Origin of the sequence: Geosporobacter ferrireducens, assembly GCF_001750685.1 — a bacterium.
Lineage (GTDB): Bacteria > Bacillota > Clostridia > Peptostreptococcales > Thermotaleaceae > Geosporobacter > Geosporobacter ferrireducens.
On record NZ_CP017269.1, the window covers coordinates 4,101,715 to 4,124,603 of the forward strand.

The 22,889-nt window shown below is 37.4% G+C and carries 25 protein-coding genes; 20 read left to right on the forward strand and 5 right to left on the reverse strand.

What is annotated here, in order from left to right; translation table 11 throughout:
- Positions 1–101 precede the first annotated feature (101 nt).
- The 10 genes from Gferi_RS19335 to Gferi_RS19370 all read left to right on the forward strand — a co-directional run bounded on the left by Gferi_RS19335 (position 102) and on the right by Gferi_RS19370 (position 9,712).
- Positions 102–737: a cobalamin B12-binding domain-containing protein gene (locus Gferi_RS19335; RefSeq protein WP_069979397.1), complete on the forward strand. Its 636-nt coding sequence runs from the start codon at positions 102–104 to the stop codon at positions 735–737.
- Positions 738–870: 133 nt separating this feature from the next.
- A complete protein-coding gene (locus Gferi_RS19340) occupies positions 871–2,022 on the forward strand; it encodes a uroporphyrinogen decarboxylase family protein (RefSeq protein WP_069979399.1) in 1,152 nt (383 codons plus the stop codon).
- Positions 2,023–2,036: 14 nt separating this feature from the next.
- Positions 2,037–2,183: a hypothetical protein gene (locus tag Gferi_RS28240; RefSeq protein ID WP_156782437.1), complete on the forward strand. Its 147-nt coding sequence runs from the start codon at positions 2,037–2,039 to the stop codon at positions 2,181–2,183.
- Between the two features lie 120 nt (positions 2,184–2,303).
- A complete protein-coding gene (locus tag Gferi_RS19345; protein WP_069979401.1) occupies positions 2,304–3,464 on the forward strand; it encodes a uroporphyrinogen decarboxylase family protein in 1,161 nt (386 codons plus the stop codon).
- 13 nt (positions 3,465–3,477) lie between these two features.
- Positions 3,478–3,603 carry a hypothetical protein gene (locus Gferi_RS29045; protein ID WP_257785948.1) on the forward strand — a complete coding sequence of 42 codons (126 nt, stop codon included), beginning with the start codon at positions 3,478–3,480 and terminating at the stop codon, positions 3,601–3,603.
- Positions 3,604–3,900: 297 nt separating this feature from the next.
- The gene (locus tag Gferi_RS19350; RefSeq protein ID WP_069979403.1) at positions 3,901–4,467 is read left to right on the forward strand and encodes a GNAT family N-acetyltransferase; all 567 of its coding nucleotides are present in this window, start codon (positions 3,901–3,903) and stop codon (positions 4,465–4,467) included.
- 96 nt (positions 4,468–4,563) lie between these two features.
- Positions 4,564–5,289, forward strand: a complete 726-nt coding sequence (locus Gferi_RS19355) for a MerR family transcriptional regulator (protein WP_069979405.1) — start codon at positions 4,564–4,566, stop codon at positions 5,287–5,289.
- 853 nt (positions 5,290–6,142) lie between these two features.
- Complete coding sequence (locus tag Gferi_RS19360; protein ID WP_069979407.1) at positions 6,143–6,652, forward strand: S4 domain-containing protein; 510 nt, start codon at positions 6,143–6,145, stop codon at positions 6,650–6,652.
- Positions 6,653–6,774: 122 nt separating this feature from the next.
- Complete coding sequence (locus Gferi_RS19365; protein WP_083273645.1) at positions 6,775–7,665, forward strand: class I SAM-dependent methyltransferase; 891 nt, start codon at positions 6,775–6,777, stop codon at positions 7,663–7,665.
- A gap of 307 nt (positions 7,666–7,972) precedes the next feature.
- Positions 7,973–9,712 (forward strand): hypothetical protein, encoded by a 1,740-nt coding sequence (locus Gferi_RS19370; protein WP_069979409.1) that lies wholly within the window; start codon positions 7,973–7,975, stop codon positions 9,710–9,712.
- Between the two features lie 107 nt (positions 9,713–9,819).
- On the opposite strand, the gene Gferi_RS28245 is transcribed toward Gferi_RS19370, so the two are convergent.
- The 3 genes from Gferi_RS28245 to Gferi_RS19380 form a co-directional block, all read right to left on the reverse strand.
- A complete protein-coding gene (locus Gferi_RS28245; protein WP_156782438.1) occupies positions 9,820–10,062 on the reverse strand; it encodes a hypothetical protein in 243 nt (80 codons plus the stop codon).
- Positions 10,063–10,239: 177 nt separating this feature from the next.
- Entirely contained in the window at positions 10,240–11,628 is a 1,389-nt protein-coding gene (locus Gferi_RS19375) for an MATE family efflux transporter (protein WP_069979412.1), read from the reverse strand.
- A gap of 5 nt (positions 11,629–11,633) precedes the next feature.
- Entirely contained in the window at positions 11,634–12,104 is a 471-nt protein-coding gene (locus Gferi_RS19380) for a MarR family winged helix-turn-helix transcriptional regulator (protein ID WP_069979414.1), read from the reverse strand.
- A gap of 349 nt (positions 12,105–12,453) precedes the next feature.
- Here Gferi_RS19380 and Gferi_RS19385 point away from each other — a divergent pair, with 349 nt between their 5' ends.
- Positions 12,454–12,912, forward strand: a complete 459-nt coding sequence (locus Gferi_RS19385; RefSeq protein ID WP_069979416.1) for a GNAT family N-acetyltransferase — start codon at positions 12,454–12,456, stop codon at positions 12,910–12,912.
- A gap of 37 nt (positions 12,913–12,949) precedes the next feature.
- Positions 12,950–13,501: a GNAT family N-acetyltransferase gene (locus Gferi_RS19390; protein ID WP_069979418.1), complete on the forward strand. Its 552-nt coding sequence runs from the start codon at positions 12,950–12,952 to the stop codon at positions 13,499–13,501.
- A 217-nt stretch (positions 13,502–13,718) separates the two neighbouring features.
- On the opposite strand, the gene Gferi_RS19395 is transcribed toward Gferi_RS19390, so the two are convergent.
- The gene (locus tag Gferi_RS19395) at positions 13,719–14,102 is read right to left on the reverse strand and encodes a helix-turn-helix domain-containing protein (protein ID WP_069979420.1); all 384 of its coding nucleotides are present in this window, start codon (positions 14,100–14,102) and stop codon (positions 13,719–13,721) included.
- Positions 14,103–14,272: 170 nt separating this feature from the next.
- On the opposite strand from Gferi_RS19395, the gene Gferi_RS19400 reads away from it, so the two are divergent.
- Complete coding sequence (locus Gferi_RS19400; RefSeq protein WP_069979422.1) at positions 14,273–14,527, forward strand: helix-turn-helix transcriptional regulator; 255 nt, start codon at positions 14,273–14,275, stop codon at positions 14,525–14,527.
- 85 nt (positions 14,528–14,612) lie between these two features.
- The gene (locus tag Gferi_RS19405) at positions 14,613–15,533 is read left to right on the forward strand and encodes a diguanylate cyclase (RefSeq protein ID WP_069979424.1); all 921 of its coding nucleotides are present in this window, start codon (positions 14,613–14,615) and stop codon (positions 15,531–15,533) included.
- Positions 15,534–15,659: 126 nt separating this feature from the next.
- On the opposite strand, the gene Gferi_RS19410 is transcribed toward Gferi_RS19405, so the two are convergent.
- Entirely contained in the window at positions 15,660–16,550 is an 891-nt protein-coding gene (locus tag Gferi_RS19410) for a LysR family transcriptional regulator (protein ID WP_069979426.1), read from the reverse strand.
- Between the two features lie 229 nt (positions 16,551–16,779).
- On the opposite strand from Gferi_RS19410, the gene Gferi_RS19415 reads away from it, so the two are divergent.
- From Gferi_RS19415 to Gferi_RS19440, 6 genes are read left to right on the forward strand one after another with little or no spacing between them, the layout of a single operon-like run.
- A complete protein-coding gene (locus Gferi_RS19415; RefSeq protein ID WP_069979428.1) occupies positions 16,780–17,835 on the forward strand; it encodes a TRAP transporter substrate-binding protein in 1,056 nt (351 codons plus the stop codon).
- A 56-nt stretch (positions 17,836–17,891) separates the two neighbouring features.
- Positions 17,892–18,386, forward strand: coding sequence for a TRAP transporter small permease (locus tag Gferi_RS19420; RefSeq protein WP_069979430.1), 495 nt, complete (start codon positions 17,892–17,894; stop codon positions 18,384–18,386).
- Entirely contained in the window at positions 18,377–19,738 is a 1,362-nt protein-coding gene (locus tag Gferi_RS19425) for a TRAP transporter large permease (RefSeq protein WP_069979432.1), read from the forward strand. Before Gferi_RS19420 ends, Gferi_RS19425 begins: the two co-directional genes overlap by 10 nt.
- 12 nt (positions 19,739–19,750) lie before the next feature.
- The gene (locus Gferi_RS19430; RefSeq protein ID WP_069979438.1) at positions 19,751–21,067 is read left to right on the forward strand and encodes an FAD-dependent oxidoreductase; all 1,317 of its coding nucleotides are present in this window, start codon (positions 19,751–19,753) and stop codon (positions 21,065–21,067) included.
- Between the two features lie 55 nt (positions 21,068–21,122).
- On the forward strand, positions 21,123–22,394 hold the full coding sequence (locus Gferi_RS19435) for an aconitase X (protein WP_069981523.1): 1,272 nt from the start codon (positions 21,123–21,125) through the stop codon (positions 22,392–22,394).
- Positions 22,391–22,810 carry an aconitase X swivel domain-containing protein gene (locus tag Gferi_RS19440; RefSeq protein ID WP_069979440.1) on the forward strand — a complete coding sequence of 140 codons (420 nt, stop codon included), beginning with the start codon at positions 22,391–22,393 and terminating at the stop codon, positions 22,808–22,810. Before Gferi_RS19435 ends, Gferi_RS19440 begins: the two co-directional genes overlap by 4 nt.
- Positions 22,811–22,889 lie beyond the last annotated feature (79 nt).

The following is a 22,889-nucleotide window of genomic DNA, read 5'->3' on the forward strand; positions in this document are numbered from 1 at the left end:
AAATTACATGAATATAGCTGGAGCAGAAGTTATTGCTGCCAGACTAAATAGACCTAATTTAACGAAATAAGCAAAAAGAATAAATAAGGAGGAGTTTTTAAATGCTGGATTTAAAGACATTGACAGATGCAGTAGGAGACCTTGATGAAGGCACAGTATTAGACATGTTAAATGAGTTTGTATCAACCAATCCAAGTGAAGAAGAAGCACAAAAAGTAGTGACTGCATGTCAGCAGGGGATGGCTTTGGTAGGGGATTTATTTGACAAGGGAGAATACTTTGTCGGAGATCTGATTTTCGCTGGAGAATTACTAACGGGTGCAATTGATGTATTAAAGCCTGTTATGGGTGGTGGAAGTACGGCTAAGGCAGGAGTTATTGTTCTAGGGACCGTACAGGGAGACCTGCACGATATTGGCAAAAACATCTTTAAAAGTATGTCAGAGGCGGCAGGCTTTGAGGTACATGATATCGGGATCGATGTACCTGCCCGTGTATTTGCTGATAAGGTAAAAGCAATAAAACCACAAATCGTAGGAATGAGCGGTGTTTTAACCTTAGCTCTTGATGCGATGAAGGATACTGTAGAAGTATTAAAGGAAGCAGGTCTAAGAGATGGCGTAAAGATTATCATTGGAGGAAACCCTGTTACGAAGGAAGCCTGTGAACATATAGGCGCAGATGCCTTCACAACGAATGCTGCGGAAGGGGTAAAAATCTGTCAGAGATGGGCATAAAATAGAATTTTTTAGAACGGCAGTATGTTCCGATTTTCCAAAATCAGTGTACTTGCAGCCGTGGTCTGGCTGCAGTTTACAACAGTACAAAAGTGTAAAGCATAAAATCATTCATAAAGGGTGGGTGAAATAGATGAGCGAGATGTCAGCGCAAGCAAAAGAAAGAAATCAACTTTTCCAAGATATTGATGAGGGGAAGATACCTAAAAGAGTGCCTGTATACACCTGGATGGATATAACCTATATCATGCAATATGCAGGTGTTGATTTAAAAAAAGCACAATGGGATGTTTGTGGGTTTAGAGACATGATTGAAGTTGGTGCAAAATCATTTGCATCGGATATTAATCCGGCTACATTTACGCGGCTATATCCGGTCTATAGAATATTAGGAGCTAAAAATTTTATAATGAGTTCTGAAGGGCAAATTCAACATCCAGAGATTACTGGCATGGGTACTGATGAGTATGATGAAATGATTAAAGATCCGTATAAATTCATGCATGACAAAATATTTCCACGATTATACACAAATTTAGATACAACGCCAGCGAGAAAAGCTATGGTATTTGCAAAAGCACAAAAAGCTTTTTTTGACATCATGGGACACATCGCTGCTGCAGACGCTGAGATGAATGCAAAATATGGCCTCGCTGACGATCGGGTGGTTTGTCAATCGATTGCGCCCTTTGATCAGATAGCTGACCAATTCAGAAGCTTTAGCGGAATAAGTGCAGACATTAGAAGGCACCCGGAAAAAGTATTTGCAGCATGTGAAGCAGTATTGCCGATGATGTTGAAAGCCGGAGTGAAATCTAATTCATCAGTTAGCAGGAAAACCTTTATTCCTCTTCATATGGCACCTTATATGAGAGAAAAGGATTTTGAAAAATTCTATTGGCCCACTTTTAAAAAATTAGTGGATGGGTTATGGGCGGCTGGAGCAGGTGTATTATTATTTGTTGAGCATGATTGGACTAGATTTTTAGATTACTTAAATGAATTACCCAAGGGAACACAAATGATGTTTGAATACGGTGATCCGAAGACGATTAAAGAAAAAGTAGGGAAGAAACATATCATTTCAGGGCTTTATCCATTAACATTATTAGCGCAAGGAACAAAACAACAATGTATTGATAAAGCGAAAGCGTTGATTGATATTCTTGCCCCGGGCGGTAATTACATATTTAGTTTTGATAAGGTAGCTTTAAATATAAAGGATGCAAAACCAGAAAACATCATTGCTGTAAATGAATTTGTAAGGGAATATGCAGTTTATTAAAGGAGGAATCTGAGATGGAATTCAAATCAGAATATTACACTTCATGGCCAGCGTATGTAGAGGAAAACAATGTTGCTGCGGAAGAGGAAGAATTTATCGCACCAAATGCCCAGGTGTATGAGGAACTAGTTTTTGCTTTTTCTATGTATCTAACGATGTAAAGCAGGGGTCATAAAAATTAAAAATTGATTAAAGGCAACGGAAAACATCTAAACATGCTTGCACATGCTGGGATATACATGGATATACTAAAAGGTATGGGTCGAAGGGGGACTAAATAAGTGGACAAAGCAAAGTTATATGAAGGAAGAGTAAAGAGATTGATTACCACGGCGAATCATCAGGAACCAGATCGGGTTCCAGTTTTAGGATTAGTTGAAACCTGGGCGGTGTCCTATGGAAATGGGACCATTAGTGAATGTCTGGAAAGCAATGAAAGAGAGTTTGAAATATTTGGAAGGGCTTTTGAAGATATCTATTTTGATGCTACCCTAGGATTTGGTTTGAACCGTGCTATGAAGGTATATTCAGGGTTAGGCACAAATGCATATTTTGTTTCTAATGACGGAACTACCTTACAGCACATTGAAGTGTCTCCAATGAAGGTGGAAGAGTATGATGAACTTATAGCTGATCCGGTAAAATTTTTACGCAATAGGATATTTCCAAGAAAATATCCTAATCTAAACAAGCCTTATCCTGAAAATAAAGAGGCTTTGAAAAGTGCGGCATTAGAACTAGCTGCATTTGGGAAAAAAATGGAGGATGGAGCCGCATATCTAAAAGAGAAACATGGGGTTCCAGTGGCGAGCGGCAATATGGTAATATCTCCTTTAGACATGATATTTGACTACTTAAGGGGATTTACTGGAACAACGGTAGATATGCGGAGAAATCCGGATAAGTTAAAAGCTGCTACAGAAAAACTGATAGATTTTTGTATCGGCCTCGGGACACAAGGCAAATCCCAGATAGATCCATTCCCCTGGACATTCACACCTTTGCACATACCCACTTTCCTAGGGGCGAAAAAGTTTGGAGAGTTTTATTGGCCGGCTTATAAAAAGGTTTTGATGGCAATACACGAAAGGGGAGGAAAGGTTTTTGCGTTTTTAGAGGGAAACTGGGAAAACTACTATGAATATTTGCAAGAACTTCCCAAGTCGCTCCTGATTGCTGCATTTGAAAGGGATGATGTTATGAAAGCTAAAAAGCTGATCGGTGATACCGTAACAATTTCAGGGGGAATGCCAATAGATAAATTGAAATATGGGACGAAACAGGAATGTATTGACCATGCAAAAATGATCGTAGATCATTGTGCTCCCGGTGGGGGATATATATTCTCTACAAATATGGTACTGCTTTCAGGCGGCGATATAAATGTAGAAAATTTTAAAGCAGTAAATGAATTTGTACACCAGTATGGCGCGTATAAATAAGGGGGTGATGTCAATGACCAAAGAACTATCAATGGAAGAATTATTTGAAGAAATAAAGGAAGAACTGAATTTCTTGCCAGATGACAATAATGTAAAGGAAGGATTTTTAAACGGATTAACCTTCATAATGATGCTTTAAGACAAGAAGACGGTTCGAAACCACGGAAAAACACACCCTAAATATTGGAAAAATAAATCTAAAAAGCTTAAACAATAGAGAAAAACCCCCAAATTTGATATGATAGAGTTGTCGAGGCAATATCATATTAAATTTGGGGGTTTCTCCATGCTTAAAGACAAAAATATGCAGTTAATCACCTATTCAATATTATACAATAAAATTTCCCGAAATCATATGCTAAAGAGGATAAATAATGCAGTGGACGCAAGTAAGAATCGTTGTCTTTCTAGAAGTTTATAAGGAGGCAAGCAAATTATGGTAAACCATACTGGTATACAAACAGATCGATTGATGCTTAAAGTTTTAGATGATTCATTTGCACCTAGGGTTTTGGATTTTTTTATACGAAACAAGGAGTTCTTCAGACAGTGGGAAAGTGCTAGAGAAGATATATTCTATTCCCTGGATTTTCAAAAAGAACAATTAACGAATGAGCTAAAGAAGATAGACGAGGGCAGCTTATTTAAGGTTTGGATTTTTGAAAAGGCAGATCAAGACTTTAAGACAGTTATTGGTTCTGTTTCGTTAAGTGAGATTATTCGTGGATGTTTCCAATCCTGTTTTTTAGGTTATCGAATGGATGAACAAAAAAATAATCGAGGCTATACGACCGAAGCTGTTAAGGCTATAATTCATTATGCCTTTAATACATTGAAATTGCATAGGATTGAGGCAAATATAATGCCTGAAAATACAGCATCTATTAAGGTTGTAGAGAAGCTCGGCTTTATCAACGAAGGACTGGCTGCGAAATACTTAAATATAAACGGGCGGTGGGAAGACCATATTCATATGGTAATTCTTAACGGCTCAATAGAATAGGCAAGTGGGGACCGGCCCCACTTGCCTGCATAACGTTACGTAAGGTATTGCTTGTAACGTTACGTAATGCTGTAAAATGCAACTGAGGTGATGATTATGAAAAAAACTTTTACAACAGGAGAACTTGCAAAAATGTGTAGTGTAAGTATCCGTACGGTTCAGTTCTATGACAAAGAAGGGATTGTTAAACCTTCAGATTATAGTGAGGGAGGTAAACGTTTATACACGGAAAAAGAGTTGAAGGAACTTCATCTCGTGTGCCTTTATAAGGCTTTGGGTTTCTCGCTTGAAGAAATAAGGAATATAATAAACGAAAAAAATAGCTATCAGCTGCTTTCAGAAGTATTGTCCAAACAATCCACAAATATCAATGAAAAAATCCATAGTTTACAGCGGACGAAAGAGAAACTTGATGCTATTTTGCAAGAACTTAATGAAACTGGTCAGATTAAAGTTCAGAGTATTGAAGAAGTAGATTTTCTTCTTAATAAGAAGAAAATCCATCGAAAAACGGATATCATGACCTATATATTTATAGCATGCTATTTTTTGCTTTTGATTGCAGGATTTCGAATTGCATTGTTTGTCGGAGGGTTTGCACCTTCTATCCTGATCACAGCAGCAGTGGTTCTACTGCTGGGTATAATCTATTACCATCATCAGGTAAATGCATATATATGTGAATATTGTAGCACTAAATTTACCATCAGTTTTTTTAGAGACATGTTCTCGCCGAATGGTTGGAAGAAAGGAAAGTATTTAAAATGTCCAGAGTGTGGGAGAAGAGGCTGGTTTAAAGAAACTTTCCCATATAAAAAGTAAAAAGAAAAAGTAGAATTGAAAAAAAGGATTCTAAAGACAGGCTTTAGAGATTACTATTGATTTTGGAGGAGGATATGAAAGTTGATCTTTTGGAAATTCTTAAAATGGAGAGAATAAAACCAATAAGAATTTTTATAGAGGGGTTATAAGGCTCCATAGAATAAAAGAGGGTTGACGTGAAAAAAAATTCATCATATAATAATTTTGATAATAATGGAAAGTGAGGATTCTGTATGGAAGTTATTCTTAAATAATTCTTCAATTGAATATTGACCTCAAAGAATAGACGCTGTGCCTGCAAGTGGAGGCTTGTTTTTAATGCGATTCTTTAAGGTGCCATAGAAGAATGTTAAGAATAACGGTACATCTGCAACCTTTCTGTCAATAAATGGATGATTTTGCCGTGTCCTAAACACACGGTATTTTTATGCCAATTTTGAACGCGAGTTCGATATATGCTTGAATTCATTACCATGGAATGTCCTTGATAGGGCAAGACCTTGCTTTTCTTTAAAGGTATAAATCTATGTAATGATTTGGCAGTTTAATTTATTTGGTATAAATGAATGATCTGGTTTATAGTGAGCGAAGCTTGGGCTCTGATTTTTCCCAATGGAAGCTTCGTGGATTTATTGATGATTTTTTAATTCAGGCTGCAAATGAGCGCTATTGTTCATTTGCGGCCTTTTTATGTTTTTGAAAGGAGGTGAGCCTATGCCAAGTCAAAAAACCATGCACTCAAAGAAATAAGGGGAAGGACAATGCATGGATTTCACTTGATGGGTGACAAAAATAATCGGATAAGCATGAAAGCACAAAGCATTGTTCCTCCCTAAAAATAAAGGAGAGGAACATGGAAAAAGTAATACTGGAATGGCAATTGATTGAAAATCCAGAGCATCAAAAAATTGAAAGATATTGTCATAATTGTGGGAAAAAAGTTGCATTTGAGGATTCTCTAAAAAGGAGAAAAAATGCTAATGGCAAGAATATCTATGAATATGCCATCTATAAGTGTGAGAATGGTCACACATGGAACCACAAGCTTGCAGTTTATAAATCTACTGCGGAAATAGAGGAAGCAGCACCTGTACAAACTTGGCAAGGCAGCAAACTGGAAATATTAAAAATTGGAGCCTATAGAGAATTAGACGTAGAAGAGATTGAGATTGTAATAAAACAGGTGAGGGGCAAATGGAGAATTGACAAGCTTTTAGGACAGCAGGTGCATGATCTGAGCCGCTCACAAATAGAAAAATATATTAAGAAAGGAGCAGTATTGCTGGATGGAGAGAAAGTAAAGCCAAGTACCTTATTAAAAGAGCAGCAAAGAATATCTCTGCTGCTGAATATTTTCATCTGATATAGACAGGGGTTCCTCGGACATTCCGGTTGTTCGAGGAACCATTCCTAAGAATTCAATGAAATAGTGACTGACTGCGCCAATGGTTATGGCGTTATTTTGTAAGGGGAAGGAGAGTATTTATGAAAAGCGTAGGAGTGCAAAACATAATAGATGGCGACCACTTGAATTTTAATGTGTTGGAGAGATTTCTCCAGAGGCCGGAGCCCTTTGCATCCGGTGAAAAATTATTTTGGAATGACCCGCATATTTCTAAAGGGATGCTTGCGGCCCATTTAAATCCTGCCATTGATGCTGCCAGCAGGAGGCCTGAGACCATTGAAAAAACCGTTAATCATATGATTCGCTCCATGAATCTCAAGGCAGGGGATAAAATATTAGACTTGGGATGTGGTCCGGGATTATACTGCAAGCATTTTGCCCAACAGGGGTTTTCGGTAACGGGGGTAGATTATTCCCAAAGGTCTATCGAGTATGCAGAACAGGCAGCAACCGATCATTCTCTGGATATTGAATATAAATATATGGATTATCTGGATATGAACTATTGTGACACATTTGATGCAGTGCTTTTAATCTATGGGGATTTTTGTGTGATTTCCGATAAGAAAAGGGATTTGCTCTTGAGGAAGATCCATAAGGCATTAAAACCGGATGGATACTTTGCCTTGGATGTATCTACAAAAATTCATCGGAAGAAAAACGGGCTGAAAAACCGCTGGTATGCCGCAGAAAATGGTTTCTGGAAACCAGAGCCTCATTTGGTACTTGAAAACGGCTTTGACTATCCGGAAGAAAATCTTTATCTTGACCAGTATCTTGTTATCGAAAAATGTGGAAAGATTAGTGTCTATAGGAATTGGTTTCATGACTACTCTCTGGGAGAGATCCGGGAGGTATTGGAGGCGGGGAGTTTTTCTGTACAGTCAGCATGGAGCGATTTAACGGGCAAGCCATACAAAGAGAATAGTGAGTGGATAGGAATTGTGGCAAAGAAAGAATCTCTTATTTAGCCTATTTTCAACACCAGAATATAAAAAATAGAACATATTGAAAATGTTCTATTTTTCCTGGACGCAGTCTGACGGTTCTGTTGTCTTATGAGAGATTAAGGGAATCTCAATGAAATAAAGGAATAGGAAAGCCTATAACCAGAAGGGCTATAAAGCAAGACAAAGGAAATATCCTTCTATTATGACTATATGTCGAAACTTGCGAATGTTATATATAGGAAATCCTATAAACATGTGGAATATTCATTCTTAAGGAGGTAACTACCTAGAAAACAAGAATGTAGATTGAGAAGGAGGAACATAGGGAATGCAAAATTTATTAAGAAAAAGAGTCTTCATGATTCTTTCTGTTGTTATCTGCTTTTCTAATTCTTTTATTGTTTCATTCGGCGAAAATGCAGATTATGAAAAAGGTGTTACTGGAAAAAGAATTCAAATGGCATCGGCAGATAGTTCGAAAGAGCTAACACGCGAGGAAAAATACAACAAAACATATGGTGAATATATTACTATTTTGATGGGTTTTTATAATGCGTTTGTTGAATTAAAGAAAACTGCTGAAGCTGGCTCTGAGGAAAGTATTAGCGGAAAATGTTATAGCCTGATGACCAGCGTAGATAAGACACTAGCGGAAGCTTCAAATAACCTGGAGCCGGAACCGAAATATGCCTATAGCAAAACATATTTAACGGATAGCTACAGAAACCTAAAAAATGCAATAAATAATCTGGATATGTATGACTTATATATAGTCATCAACGATCTAAACGCAGCTAATGATACGATGAAAAAGATTGATGAAGATATTAAAAAATATAACGAAAATTATACGGAAGCCTTCAATTACTTTAGCATGGTAAAAGGGGGAAAAACCGTTCCCAGTAATCTAAATGAAACTGAACAAGCTTTCTACAATTATTTAAAGGGACATCACCAAGCATTGAATGACATATACAAGAATTTAAATAGCGCGTATGAAATGGTAAAAGAGAATGAAAATCCGACTGAATTAATGAAGGAAACATTCAGTAAACTGAATGGCATATCTTTTCAAAATTTGAAGACCCAAAAAAACAGAAATGTAATGATCATTTTGAATGAACTCACTAATCTAGGAAATGAGGCACTTATAGAACTGGAAAGCTATTTTATTGATGTTATTTCTGCTTCAACAAGTAGCGACGATAAATTTGTCTCAGCATTAGATTCTTATAAGACAAAACTAAATGAATTAAATACGGTTTTTGCAAAAATAGAATCGGAAGCAAAAGATATCAACAAAAATGTTGCTCAAACAGTCCGTGAAATACAGGAAAAAGACTATGAAGAAGCAAAAGCGCTTGGATACAGTACCATAGAAGAATATTACCAAGCACTGATTGCAGCAAATCAACATGGATATGATACCGTAAGCGAATATAATGCGGCTTTACAAGACGCAAAAAATAAGGGGTTTAATAGCGTAGAAGCCTATAAGGAAACCAACGGTATACAAACGCTGGAAGATTTGGAAAAGTACCTGAACAAACACTTTAGTGAACTGGAGACTCCTCAGGGAGAGTGGTTTTTTAAATTCCATGTAAGTGCTATAGCCGCTTACGATAAGAATGGCAAAAAGATTTCTCCATATGATTTTTTAGTTAACACTGATTGGTTCAATCAATCGCCGGGAAGCATAGATGATGCAGTAAATTTAACGGCTGAACAGAAGCAGCAAACCAAAGACATGTTGAGAGATTTTCAGAAAAAAGTAGCGGATATTGCCATCAATGCTTTTCCGAATAAAAAAATACAAGGAGGATTCTATACAGTATCTACATATTCAAAGAGCACACTAACGGAGCTGCGTAAGGCTAAGAGCTTTGAAGAGTTTTCCTCTGTACTTCGTCAAACTGACTCAAGAGATGCTTCAAAAATAACAGAGTATACGAGTTTTAGCTTTTTAACATGGCGAAACTTTAAAAGTGCTACAGGATCAGAGGCGTACGATGATAATAAAATTACTGAATTTTTCTGGTATACGAAAGATGACAAGTTTAAATTCTAAACCGGAAAAGATTGAAAGGCAGATTTTGAATAAGAAATTAAAGGACATATGAGAAAAAATAATGTATCGGTGAAACGGGCACCGCTTCATTAAGAATACGAAGCGCGCTATTTCAATGGCGATGTAGTGCACGGCCCAGTTACTGTAACTTTATCATTTATATTTATAACAGTGTTATTATAATAGTAGTGAGCATCAATCCTGCCATCTTTATCCATAACTCTGCAGTATGTTGAAACACCGGATGGTGCTCCTACTATTCCCATCTCTATACATTTTCTTGCAATCAGCACCCCTCCACGTACAATGCTCGATGGTTTTTTAAACAATATAGCGTTCTTTGCTATCAAATTGGCCTGGTAACACCCCTTAGCAATGATTACTATATTACCATTAGCCTGGATATTAGAATTTTGTCCATTTTCAAAAATAACATCTGCCTGATTATAACAAATTCTTTAAAAAATAAATACATATCCTAAAAGACAGGAGAACCGTCCCCTTGTCTAACACCATTATTTTCTCTTCTATGCAGTTTCTTGCAGTGCCGGTTTTTTAATAAGGCTTTTATTTTTCCATCTGCCGGTAGAATAATACACCTGACTCATAACAAGAGAAAGTATAGAGCTCACTGCCATTGCAATCCAGATACCATTTGAGCCTAGTGAATCGTAAGAGGATAAGAATTTGGCCAAGGGTACGCGGATCAGCCATAGGGACGCAATAGAGAAGATCATTGTGGATACAGTATCGCCAGCTCCTCTTAGCATGCCATTTATCACAAAGGATAGGGCGAAGGGGACGTAAGAGATCCCAACAATACGTAAGTAGCGGCTTCCTGTTTCTAAAACCTGTATATCGGTAGTAAAAAGCTTTAGCACAAAAGTTGGAGCAGCCATGACAAAAATTGTAGTCACACCGGTTACAAGGATCGCAGCAATACTCCCCCACTTATATACTTCTTTTAGCCGATCATTTTTACCAGCGCCAATACTCTGTCCTGCAAGGGTTGATACAGCTAATCCTAAGGACATGGCGGGCATGAAAGCAAATTGATCAAGTCTCGAGGCGGCACCAAAAGCGGCCACAGTCTCTGAACCAAAAGTATTGATGATGCCGGTCATTACCACCATGCCCAAGGAAACTACAATCTGCTGAATACCTGATGGCAGACCGATTTTAAATATCTTAGCAGTTAATTCAGCGTCATACTTAAGGTCCTTCAGTTTAAAGCTAATCACATGGTTTGTTTTATTTAAATGTCTTAGAGCAAGGAAGAAGGAGAGGGATTGTGATAGCATTGTCGCTAAGGCTGCTCCTTGAATGCCCATTTGAGGAAAAGGCCCTATTCCTAAAATAAATATTGGATCAAGGATTAGGTTTGTTACAGTAGAGATTATTAGAAACTTCAATGGTGTTTTCGAGTCGCCCAGTCCCCGCAGGATAGAACTGATGACATTGTATCCAAACATAAAGATCAATCCGATAAAGAAGATGTTCAAATAGTCAGTGGCATAGTCTAAAATATCCTTTGGAGTATTCATTAAAATGAGAATTTTTTCACTAAAGGCTAACCCTACAAGGGTAACGATAATTGCGCCACCCCCTAACAGCAAGAGGGAATTATTAATGGTCTTAGAAATCATCTGCTGGTTCTTTGCACCGGCATATTGGGAGACCAATACGGTTGTTGCCATCGTGATCCCCAGGACAAGAGATACCAATATCATTATGATTGGAAAGCTTACAGAAACAGCACCTAATGCTTTAGCGCCAATAAATCTTCCAACCCATATACTATCTACCGTGTTGTATAATGCTTGTAACAGATTTCCGAGCAGCAAGGGAATGGAGAATGTAATCAAGTGTTTTAGCACACTTCCGGAAGTTAAATCATTGCTATGTTGTTTATTCATTTTGTTTACTCCTTTTCGACGACATAATTTTTGCGAACCGCTTTTTCAATAGAAGCACTCAGCTTTGCAAGACTTTTTGTGATGTCTTTCAGGTCTTCATCTGATAAGGCGGAGGTTAGCAGGTTAAATATTTCTCTGCTTTTATCTTTCGTTTCAGCCAATATTTTCTCTCCTTTTTCCGTAAGGAGAATGTCTATGTTTCTCCTGTCAGAGGCGTTTTCTTTTCTTAAAACATAACCTTCCTCCACCAACTTGTTGATTGTTAAACTGAGAGATCCTTTAGTTAAGCTGAGATCACCGCACAGTGAAGTTAAATTGATTTGAGGATTCCTTTTGATAAGTTTCATAATATGAAATTGATGAAAGGTTAGGGGATATTTATGAAACTCTTTGAGCATGATGTGGCGTATATCCATATTGATCTGCTTTAACAAGTCTTGAATCTGTTCTGAATGGCTGGTTTTTATAGAATCCATGGCGGATACTCCTTCCTCTGTTGGAAATTAGTTTTAAAACAAAAATGTTATATAATATAATAGTTTTATTATAAAACTATTATATTTTTATGTCAAGGGATACATCGATAGAAAATATAGGAGAACAGCTGGCTGATCACTTTATGGATCATAGGATATTCCAATTCTTAAACGGCTACGCCTGCTTTCTGTTTTGATTAATTTTTTCAATCTCAGCAGTATTCTTGTCAAGCACAAATCCTGTTTTAATGGTAAAATATAGAAGTGAAGTGATGGATGCCATGCTTTTGAATCTTATTGATTAGATTCTATAATAACGGGAATTTTTATAAGGGGGGTTTGCGGGGGTATGCTGACCGTACGACAGGCTAAAGCGGGGGAACATGAGATTTTAACAAAACTAGCGATGAGATCTGAGGCCCATTGGGGCTATGATTCGGATTTTATGGAAACCTTTGAGTCTATTTATGGAGTAACGGAGGCGTTTATAAACATTCATCCAACCTTTGTTATGGAAGAAAAGGGGAATATTGTTGGATTCTACAGTATCCTAATCAATAACCAGGGGACTTCTTTGGAATATTTCTATATTGAACCGGCGTTTATAGGCAAGGGATATGGAAAATTATTATGGAATCATATGGTGGAAAGCTGTAAAAACTACGGCATTAAAGAAATTGTATTTGTGACAAGTCCCCAGGCAAAGGAATTTTACACAAGAATGGGTGCCGAACAAACCGGTGAAGTGGAATCACTGGTTAAAAAAGGACGTAAAATCCCCCGGCTGGTTTATAGATTTGCTTATTGAAAGTTTAATAAGCTGTAAAGAGAAAGGAATGATACACATGGCCAAAATGGATAAACGGGCAATCACATTAAAGGATGGAATCATTGAAATCGAAAGTCCAAAGATTGAAGATGCTGAAGAACTTATAAGATTTATTAAGACAGTAGATATTGAAACGGATTTCTTGATTAGAGAACCTGATGAGTTCAAGTTTGGATTGGAAGATGAGCAGAAATTCATACAAAGCAAACTGGAGTCTGAAAGGGATTTGTTTTTAAAGGCAACCTATCATGGTCAAATCGTAGGAACCCTTGGGTTTGCTGTGTTAACGAATAAGCGGTATAGACACAGGGGGCAATTCGGCATTGCAATACAAAAAGCCTGCTGGGGGAAGGGAATCGGAAAAGCACTGATGGAAACCCTGCTTGAATGGTGTGAACAAATAGGCATAGAGAAAATAACCTTGGAAGTAGATGCAAATAATGAACGAGCAATAGAATTATATAAAAAATATGGATTTGAACAAGAAGGATATTTGAAAAACGATAAAAAAATGTCAGACGGCAGCTACAGAGATTCGTTAATCATGGCGAAAATGATGATAGAATAAGTCTTTATGCGCCTTTATTGCAAAATGGGAATGCTGTGACCGATGCAATAAAAGAAAACTAAAAAGCCGAAAGGAAGTTTTCAAATGGGGAAACCAAGATTTTTTATATTTGTGCTGGTGCTGGTATTAATGAGCGGATGCGGCAATATAAATGCTATCTCACACAGAGTTGTAATAGCTTTATGTTTAACAAAAAATAGAACATTTTAACTATGTTCTATTTTTTTGTGCCTTTTTTTCTCGAATTTTCACTTGAATCATATTTTTGTTTAATAAACTCTACATATTCATCGATTTGCTCAACGGCCTCTTCAGGTAAGCCGGATTTATCCAAAAGATAATACTTACTTCCGAGGTTAGTTTCCATTACTGCAGATGCATCCCTCCCATAAGGGTTTTTTATTTCAGATCTTCCAAGGAGGTAGTCGGTAGTAACATCAAAAAAATCAGCAATTTTTTGTAAAAGTGCATAATCCGGTGTTCTTTTATTGCTTTCATAAAATGATATGGTTGATTCTCCGAGGGAGAATATATTTGCAATTTCTGCCTGAGTCAGATTTTTTTCCTTTCGAAGTTGCTTAAATCTAAGTCCAAAATTCATATGATCAACCTCCCTGGTTATATTGTAACATTGCAATATGCAAAGTAAAGCAAATAATAAATAACTTTGCAAAAAAGAAAGTTTATCTATAAATATACTTGACAAAACGCAAAGAAAAAATTAGTATTATAATATAACTTAACAAAATGCAAAGAAATGAGGTGGTGAATTTGGCAAATGTTAAAAAATGTGAAATAAAGTTTGCGCTGAAGAGAATTAAGCAGATAAGAGAATCCACCGGACTGACGCAAAAGGATATGGCTGATAAGCTGGGGATTTCCGAGAGCTTTTATTGTCAGCTGGAAGGAGGAAAACGAAAGATGACGATCGACTATGGGATGAAAATTGCCCATGCATTGTCAAAGTCATTAGATGAAATCTTCTTACATACGAACTTTTCAAAAAGTGATGAAGATATAACATAAGGAACAATATCCGCAAGTCATGACATTTATTATATAATCATCTTCTAAAAAAAGAAAAATATAGCGTTTGATGGGGGATATTTTTATGATTGAAAGTGCATGTGAGGAGAAGTGGGGCGTTATATTGATAGCAGATAGTAGTGAAATTTTATATGCCAGTAGAAATGATAGATATGAAACCAATCATTTTTTGAACAAGATAAGTGTCTTTGAAAGGATAAGAACAGAAAGTTTTGGTATGGAAATGTGCGGGAATTACAGGGTATTCATTGAGAGGATGCGTATAAGCAATCAAGCCATATATGTGGTAGAATTTATGGATACTTCCCAGCAGGACAGTTTTTCCCATATTGCATATAAAGACCTGATGAGCGGATTATATAATCGCAATATGTGGGAACACCTGATAAAGAACAGATGCCAGGAATCCTGCTATCAATTTAATACCTTGATAATTATTGATATCGATAATCTGAAAGAAGTCAATGATCAGGAAGGACATGCTGTTGGAGACCGGGTCATTAGAACCGTAGGCCAGTCGATTAAAAAATCTATCAGATCAAAAGACATTGCTTTCCGGTATGGAGGGGATGAGTTTATTATTCTATTAAATAATTTAAAAAATAATAATCTAGATAAACTGATTAAAAGGATAAAGCGGAAGATCTACAAGAATTCCAATGAAGATAAAATTCACGTAAGCATTGGTGCGACTAGCTTTAAAGATTTATCGGAACTACAGCTGGCATTCCAGAAAGCAGATCGTAAATTGTATGAAGAGAAGCAATCCAAAAAGCTGCAGAATCTCAAGGAAAAGAAATATGAAATGGTAGAGCTGAAAGAGACGATAGAAGAAACCAGAGAGAAATTGAATGATTTAGCGGCTGTAAAGCAGAATCATCTAAGCGAAGATATATTAGCCTTAAGCAGGAAATTAGATCTTATGATTTATCGGTATATGGCTTTTGAAATGGAAGCCTATAAAGCGCAGTGTAAAATCCCTTAATATCCGTAAGTTCCAACGTGGACAAGCACCTTTAAAAGAAAGTGTAGAATTAAGATAAAGCCTAATTTAATAATGTTAAAATCCCTTCATACACTCCCCAATTACAGTAGTGATTGGGATTTTTTATTAGATAAAAGTTTTGAGTATATAATTTTCGAAAACTTTAACTGCTAAATTATTATTATCTTTAAGCCAAATGATATCGGTACCAACCATCCCGCTCTCAGATGCAACTTCAAAACAATTAATTAAGTTATTATCTTGAATTTTATAACTCGATCCAAGCATGGCAACGCCGATTCCCTGTTCTACACAAACAATCATCGAAGCAATATTGTTGACGTATTTGATTTTATGGGGCAAGAATCCATGCTGCTGGCAGACCGAGAAGATATATTTTTTACCCTGAGGAGATTCATTTTCATCAAGCAGTAAAAAGGTTGTATCTCTAAAATCAATTAACTGAAGACCTTTTTTATCAGTAAAATCCAGTGTAGAAGAATAATACAATTTGGGATTTGACCTGGATAGGACATATCTGGATGCGATATTGCTATCATACAGTTCTAGAGAATATGTAATGATTAAATCAAGATTTCCATTCATCAAACCGGTTCTCAATTCTTTATAAGAATAACTATTTATGATGAGATTTATATTCGGATATTTTTCTATGAAATCTGTGAAGATTCTGGGAGCGAGTCTGTTGAGATTGATCAAACCGTGTAAGCCAATGTTTAAGTGTGCTTCTATATCCGAATTAATATTTGAAGCTTTTTGCATAAGGCAATCAATTTTATTAAGTATATCAACAAAATCATCATAGAGTATTTTTCCATGAGGGGTCAAAGATACATATTGATTATTCCGCTCAAAAAGCTTTATTCCAAGCTCATCCTCAAGAAGAACAATTTTTTTACTGATATTGGGTTGTGTCGTATACAATATTTCAGCAGTTCTTGTAAAGTTTAGTGTTTGTGCACAAGTGACGAAACACCTGATTTGTGCCAAATTCATCAGCACCACTCCTACATGTAATGATAATTTCAAAGGGCTATTCCATATTGGAATAGCAACATTCTATAAGTGTATTTCACAAGAATTTCCAAATGTGCTAAACTCAAGAATAACAGGAATACACTCGTATATACCGTAATTTGATTATATCACAATTAAACATTATTGTGAATATTACGACATTCTGGCGAGTATATTCTAGACTATTAAAAAGTAGGAGGTATGTCAAATGTCAACTGCAAAGAAAACGATTGCACTATCTCTAGTGGTCTGTATGATGTTTATAAGTAGCGCTTGCGGAGGTGGAGGGAATCCAGCCGGCAGTAATTCTGAAGAGGTTACATACACATGGAAAATGGGAACAATCTACAACGATCCTGCATCAAGACCTGATTATAACAGTTTTGGTTTATCCATGAAGAAGTTTGTAGAATTAGTGAATGAAAAAAGTGAAGGCCGTATAGTGATAGAGCCTTATTATAACTCTATCTTAGGAGCAAGCCAGGAACTTTTTGAACAACTAAGAAGAGGGGAACTTGAGGTGTTCTATGGACAACCCATGGCCAATGTTGATTCGAGATTTGGGGCATGGAGTATTCCATATTTGTTTTCAGATTACGATGCAGTTACAAAGGCTATAGCAAGTCCGGATGCACCACTATTCAAGCTGTCTCAGGAATGGGTCAGGGAGAATAATGCAGAGCTGATAGCCGTAGGCCCTTCTGTATTTAGAGGATTTTTCAATGTTAAGCATCCTGTTGCTACAGTTCAAGATTTAAGAGATCTTAAGGTGAGAATTTATGAAGACCCTATTGTAAACTTATTCTGGAAAGACATTTGCAATGCTACTTCCATGCCTTACAGTGAAGTCTATACAGGATTGCAAACAAAGACAATTGACGGGCTGGAGTTTGCTGATACTTCCGTTGTATCAAGTAAATATTATGAACTTGGAAATTATTTTACGGATATTAATTGGCAGTGGACCTCTGGCGGCAACATTATTATAGGTAAAAAATTCTGGGATCAACTGCCGGAGGATTTAAAGGAAATCGTAAGGGAATGTGCTTGGGAAGCTATGGAATATCAAGGAATAGAAGAAAAAAAGAACAAAGAATCCGCCTACAGCACATTAAGAGAGTGTGGAGTGGAGATATATGAATTGTCTGACGAAGAGAGACAAGGCTGGATTGACTATGCCCGTTCACTAGATAGTCGAATTAGAGAAGCAATAGGCCCTGAAACATACGATGCGGTTGTAGAAGCTGTTAAATTAGCGAAATAAATACGAATACACAAAATATATCTATAAATATGAAATCGTCAGGGGATGGTTATTGGATGGAGATACTAAAAAAGCTTGATGCCTTAGCTTTTAAAGCAATTCGAACATTTGCCGGGATTGCTATGGTTTTACTGACTGCAGTAATCATTATCCAAATATTGGCCAGATATGTTTTTAAAGTTTCAATTGGAGGAATAGAAGAAACCCCCATTTTCTTAATGATGATTAGTGTTTGGCTGTCTGCAATCATCGTTGCCCGTGAAGATGGACATGTAAAAATTGATTTGATTGATCTTATGATTAAAAATAAGAAAATATTGTATATACTCAAAACCGTATTAAGATGTCTAACTACAGTGGTATTAGGCATATATGCAAAGTTTGCCCTAGATTATTTAATCAGCAGTATGCGGTTGGGTGATACTACTCCCGGACTGGGAATACCTGTTTGGACGATGCATTCCTTTGTATTTATAAGTGCCTTTTTTATGACGCTGTACTATCTGATTAACAGCATAAAGGCCATAAAGGAGGTATGGGAATGGCGTTAATAGCATCAATAAGTGCAATATTAATATTAATCTTTATAGGGATGAGTGTTCCCTTTTGTTTCTTAAGCGGTTCATTAATCTATATATTTATGACAGGAGCCAGTACTGGAACCTTTGTGTCGACATCCTATTATGCTTTGGATTCCTTTTCTACTTTGGCAATACCGCTATTTATGATTGCCGGCACATTAATGGAGAAGAGTGGAATTGCACGTACTTTGATAGATTTAGCAGAAATGATATTGAAAAAAACAAAAGGCGGAATGGGTGCTACGATTCCTTTAGTTTCTTGTTTTTTCGGGGCTTTAAGTGGATCAGGTACAGCAACTGTAACTACATTGGGTTCCATGATGGCACCGAGACTTACTGAATTAGGTTGGGATAAGAGATATCTGGCTGCTTTTATTGCTGCATGCGGTCCTTTAGGGTATATGATACCACCGAATATGAATGCAATCATCTACACCAGGGTATCATCCGCATCTGTTGCAGCACTTTTTTTGGCAACGATTATTCCAGGGATTCTATGGACGATTTTATACTTAATCATTAATAGATACACGTATCATCATTGGTACAATCCAGAAAACAGTGTAACTGCGAAAATTGGTATGGCTGGAGAGCAGACAGCGGAAAACGGTGCAACTGCGAAAAGTATCATTGTTGAAGAACAAGCAGCAGATAAATTAACGATTATAAAAAGAGCCGGTGTAGCGTTTTTAATGCCGGTAATCATCATGGGAGGCATTTACTCAGGGATATTTACAGCAACCGAGGCAGGAGCGGTAGGATGTGTTTATGGTTTAATCGTAGGGGTTCTTATTTTTAAAAAGATGTCGCTGAAAGAAGCATTTTCAAGCTTTATAAAAACAGGATCATCACTGGGATCTATTCTAATTATGTTTCCTATGACATTGATCTTTACCAGAATATTGGTACTAAATGGGGTCCCGGGTATGGTAACACAATTTATCACAGGGATTTCGTCAAATAAATATGTGATTATTCTAATTATAGATTTGGTGCTCATCCTGGCAGGCTGTTTCTTGGATGCGGGGGTACTTTTATTGGTTTTTACACCGTTGTTGCTGCCAACGGCAGCTATCATTGGCATAGGAGAAATACAATTGGGGGTTATGATGTTTGTGGCGGTTGGCGTTGGCACGATTACACCGCCCATGGCGATGAACTTATTTATAACAGGGAAGATTACAGGTGTAGAGATGATGGATATGATGAAACCATTGTTACCATTCCTGTTGTTTGCAGCGATACCCATATTGATACTGGTTACTTTTGTACCGGCGGTTAGTACATTTTTACCAAGCTTGATCTTAAGCGGCGGAATGTAAGGGGGAAGTATATTGATTGAAAATAAGATCATTACCAAGACCAGGGAAATCAAATTGAATAAAGAAAAGGCAAAAAGAATTATCAAAGCAGATATTTGTGTTGTAGGTGCTGGCATATCGGGAATAGCTGCAGTCTTAGAAGCTGCAAAGCTAGGCAAGAATGTGATTGTGATAGATAGTCAAAATCAGCTTGGAGGCCAAACCTATAATTCGAATATCGGTACATTTTGCGGTTTTTACTCAAATAGAAATGATGAAGTGAATAGCTATCAATTAACCCATATTCAGGCTGACGAGATGTTTAAAGAATTAAATGAAATGGGCGGGTTGTATGAAGGGATGGGTTCTCATACAATCGTGCCTATGTATAATGAAACGATATTTCTAAGATGGGTAGAGAAAAAGTTTTTAGAAAATCAGATAAATTTTTTATTAGGGTCTTCAGTATTCAAAGTGAACAAAGAAGGTAGGAGGCTTCAATCTATAACAGCTGCATCTAGATATGAGACGATAGAAATCATTGCAGATGGTTATATCGATGCAAGCGGTGATGCCGTATTGGCATGGTTAGCGGAGGTACCCTGCAATATATCCGAGCATGGAAATATTTATGGGACACAAATGTTTATCTTAGAAGGAATAGATTATTCTGTACCCACGCCTTCAGAAAAAGAAATGGTAAAAAGACTTTCTGAAAAGGGAGACAAATACGGACTAAAAAGAAAAAGAGGATTAATGTTTTATACATTACAACGTAGAGATACCGCTTATGGTAACATGACACATGTTTTGACACCATTAGATACTATTGGGGCATCAAAAATTACCATTACCGGAAAGGACCAAGTGGATCATGTGGTTGAATTCCTAAAAAGCGAATTTCCGGAAAACTTTAAGAATTCCAGGGTAAGAAGTTATGGACATACAGGAATCAGACAAACACGATGGTTAAAGAGTAGAAAACAAATTTCTTTAGAAGATGTTAGAAGTGCTGTAAAGTATGAGGATGCAATAGGAAGAACAGCTTGGCCGGTAGAACTGCACGACAATAGTGATGGATATGTTTGGGAAGTGTTTCCCGTGGACCATGTTCATTATATTCCCCTCGGAAGCCAGCTGTCACCAGAGCTCGATAATTATGCTGCTGCCGGAAGATGTATTGATGGAGACGTAGCTGCCTTATCAAGTATAAGAGTTATGGGACCATGTATGGCTACAGGCGTTTCTGCAGCTCATGCTCTGGATATGGCAGGAAAAGGCAGTGTTCATGACATTGACATTAAAAAGTTGCAGGAAAGACTGTCAGATAACCTTACTGGGATGGATTAAATTCATTTTTATCCTTTTGAGAAATGATTAGAATAAAGAGAGCGAGATGATATTTATGAAGTTAAAAGATGATGAAAAAGCCATGCTTAGTGGAGAAAAAGGGTTGGCTGTTCAGAAAGCAATGGAGATGTTGGTACGTTATGGAGAGGCATTAGGCGCCGAAACATTTGTAAATACTACAAATGTTGGCGGTTATATGATAGCAGACTTAAAACAAAAACAACGGGTTGGTGATTTTGACAGTATCTTTTCAGATTTAAGTCTGGATAGTGATGAAAGAGTGGTTTTTCCGAAGGTAGCTGTGCCTTCCTGCCAGTTTGAAACATCTATGGATCCCGATCATTACGAGCTCATAGGAAGAACGAGAGAGGAATATGAGCTGTATCAGGAAAACATCAGGTATCTGGCAAGTTTGGGCATTCAATTAATGTGTACTTGTACCCCTTATCTCGTTGGAAATGTGCCCGTGAAGGGAGAGCATTGTGCGTGGATGGAATCCTCGGCAGTTGCCTATATCAATGGAGTTTTGGGTGCCAGGACAAACTGCGAGGGCCGGGAAAGCACCACCTCCGCCATGCTGACGGGAAAAATCCCCTATTGGGGGTATCATGTGCCGGAAAACAGGCTGGGTACGCATCTAATTCATGTTGAGGACAGCGTAGTTACACCGGAGGACTGGGGTTTGTTAGGATACTATAGTGGTAAAATTGTTCAAGAAAAAGTACCTGTAATAAGCAACATCCTTACTGTACCGGTTAGAGACATGCTTAAGCATTTTGGTGCAGCAGCAGCTTCGGCCGGTGGAGTTGAAATGTATCATATTCCAGGGATTACGGCAGAGGCCAATAGCGTAGCGGATGCCTTCGGGAAAAAGAAACCGGTAATGGAGTTAAAATTCGGGACTGAAGAAAAGAAATATGCCTATGATATGCTTAATGCCATAGGGAATGACGACAATGTGGATTTTGTCATGCTGGGATGCCCGCATTACTCCATGGACCAATTATGGCATCTCTGCCGTCTGCTGGAAGGAAAAAAAATCAAAGAGGGCGTAAACATGTGGGTATTTGTACCCCAAGCCATTAAAAATGTAGCGGAGAGAAATGGATTCAGAAAAATCATTGAAGATTCAGGTGCAGTTCTAATGAGAGATACTTGTCCTGCTTTAGGACGTTTTAAGCCGAAAGGAACAAAGGTTCTTGCAACGGATTCTGCAAAACAGGCCCACTATCTGCCAAACATAACCGGGATAGAAGCATGGTATGGTTCTACAGAAGAATGTGTCGATGCCGCGCTTACCGGCAAATGGAGAGGTGAATTGAAATGAAAAAGATAATCCTAAAGGGAAGAAAAGTATGCGGGGGATGTGTAGAAGCAGAAGCGTTGGTTACGAAAGAAACCATATCGGGATGGGGCGGAATTGACCCTAAAACAGGCGTTATCATCGACTTAAGACATGAATTAGCAGGAGAATGCTTTGCCGGAAAGGTATTAGTATACCAAGGGGCGAAGGGATCCTCCGGCTGGTCGGGACAGTTTCATGAAGCAAGATTGAATGGTGTTGCTCCCGCTGCCATGGTCTTTAATGAAACGACTACAAAAATTGCTTTAGGGGCAGTGGTGACAAGGGTACCGGCCGTTACAGATTTAGATCAAGATCCAACAGCGGTAATTGAAACCGGAGATATTGTTAAAGTAGATGGAGACAATGGCATTGTTGAGATTATAAAAAAAAATAAGTAATTGTTCAATGTAAATAATCTTATATATTATATCTCCCATAACAAATAGTAAGAAATCCCGATGAATAAAAAGATCGGGA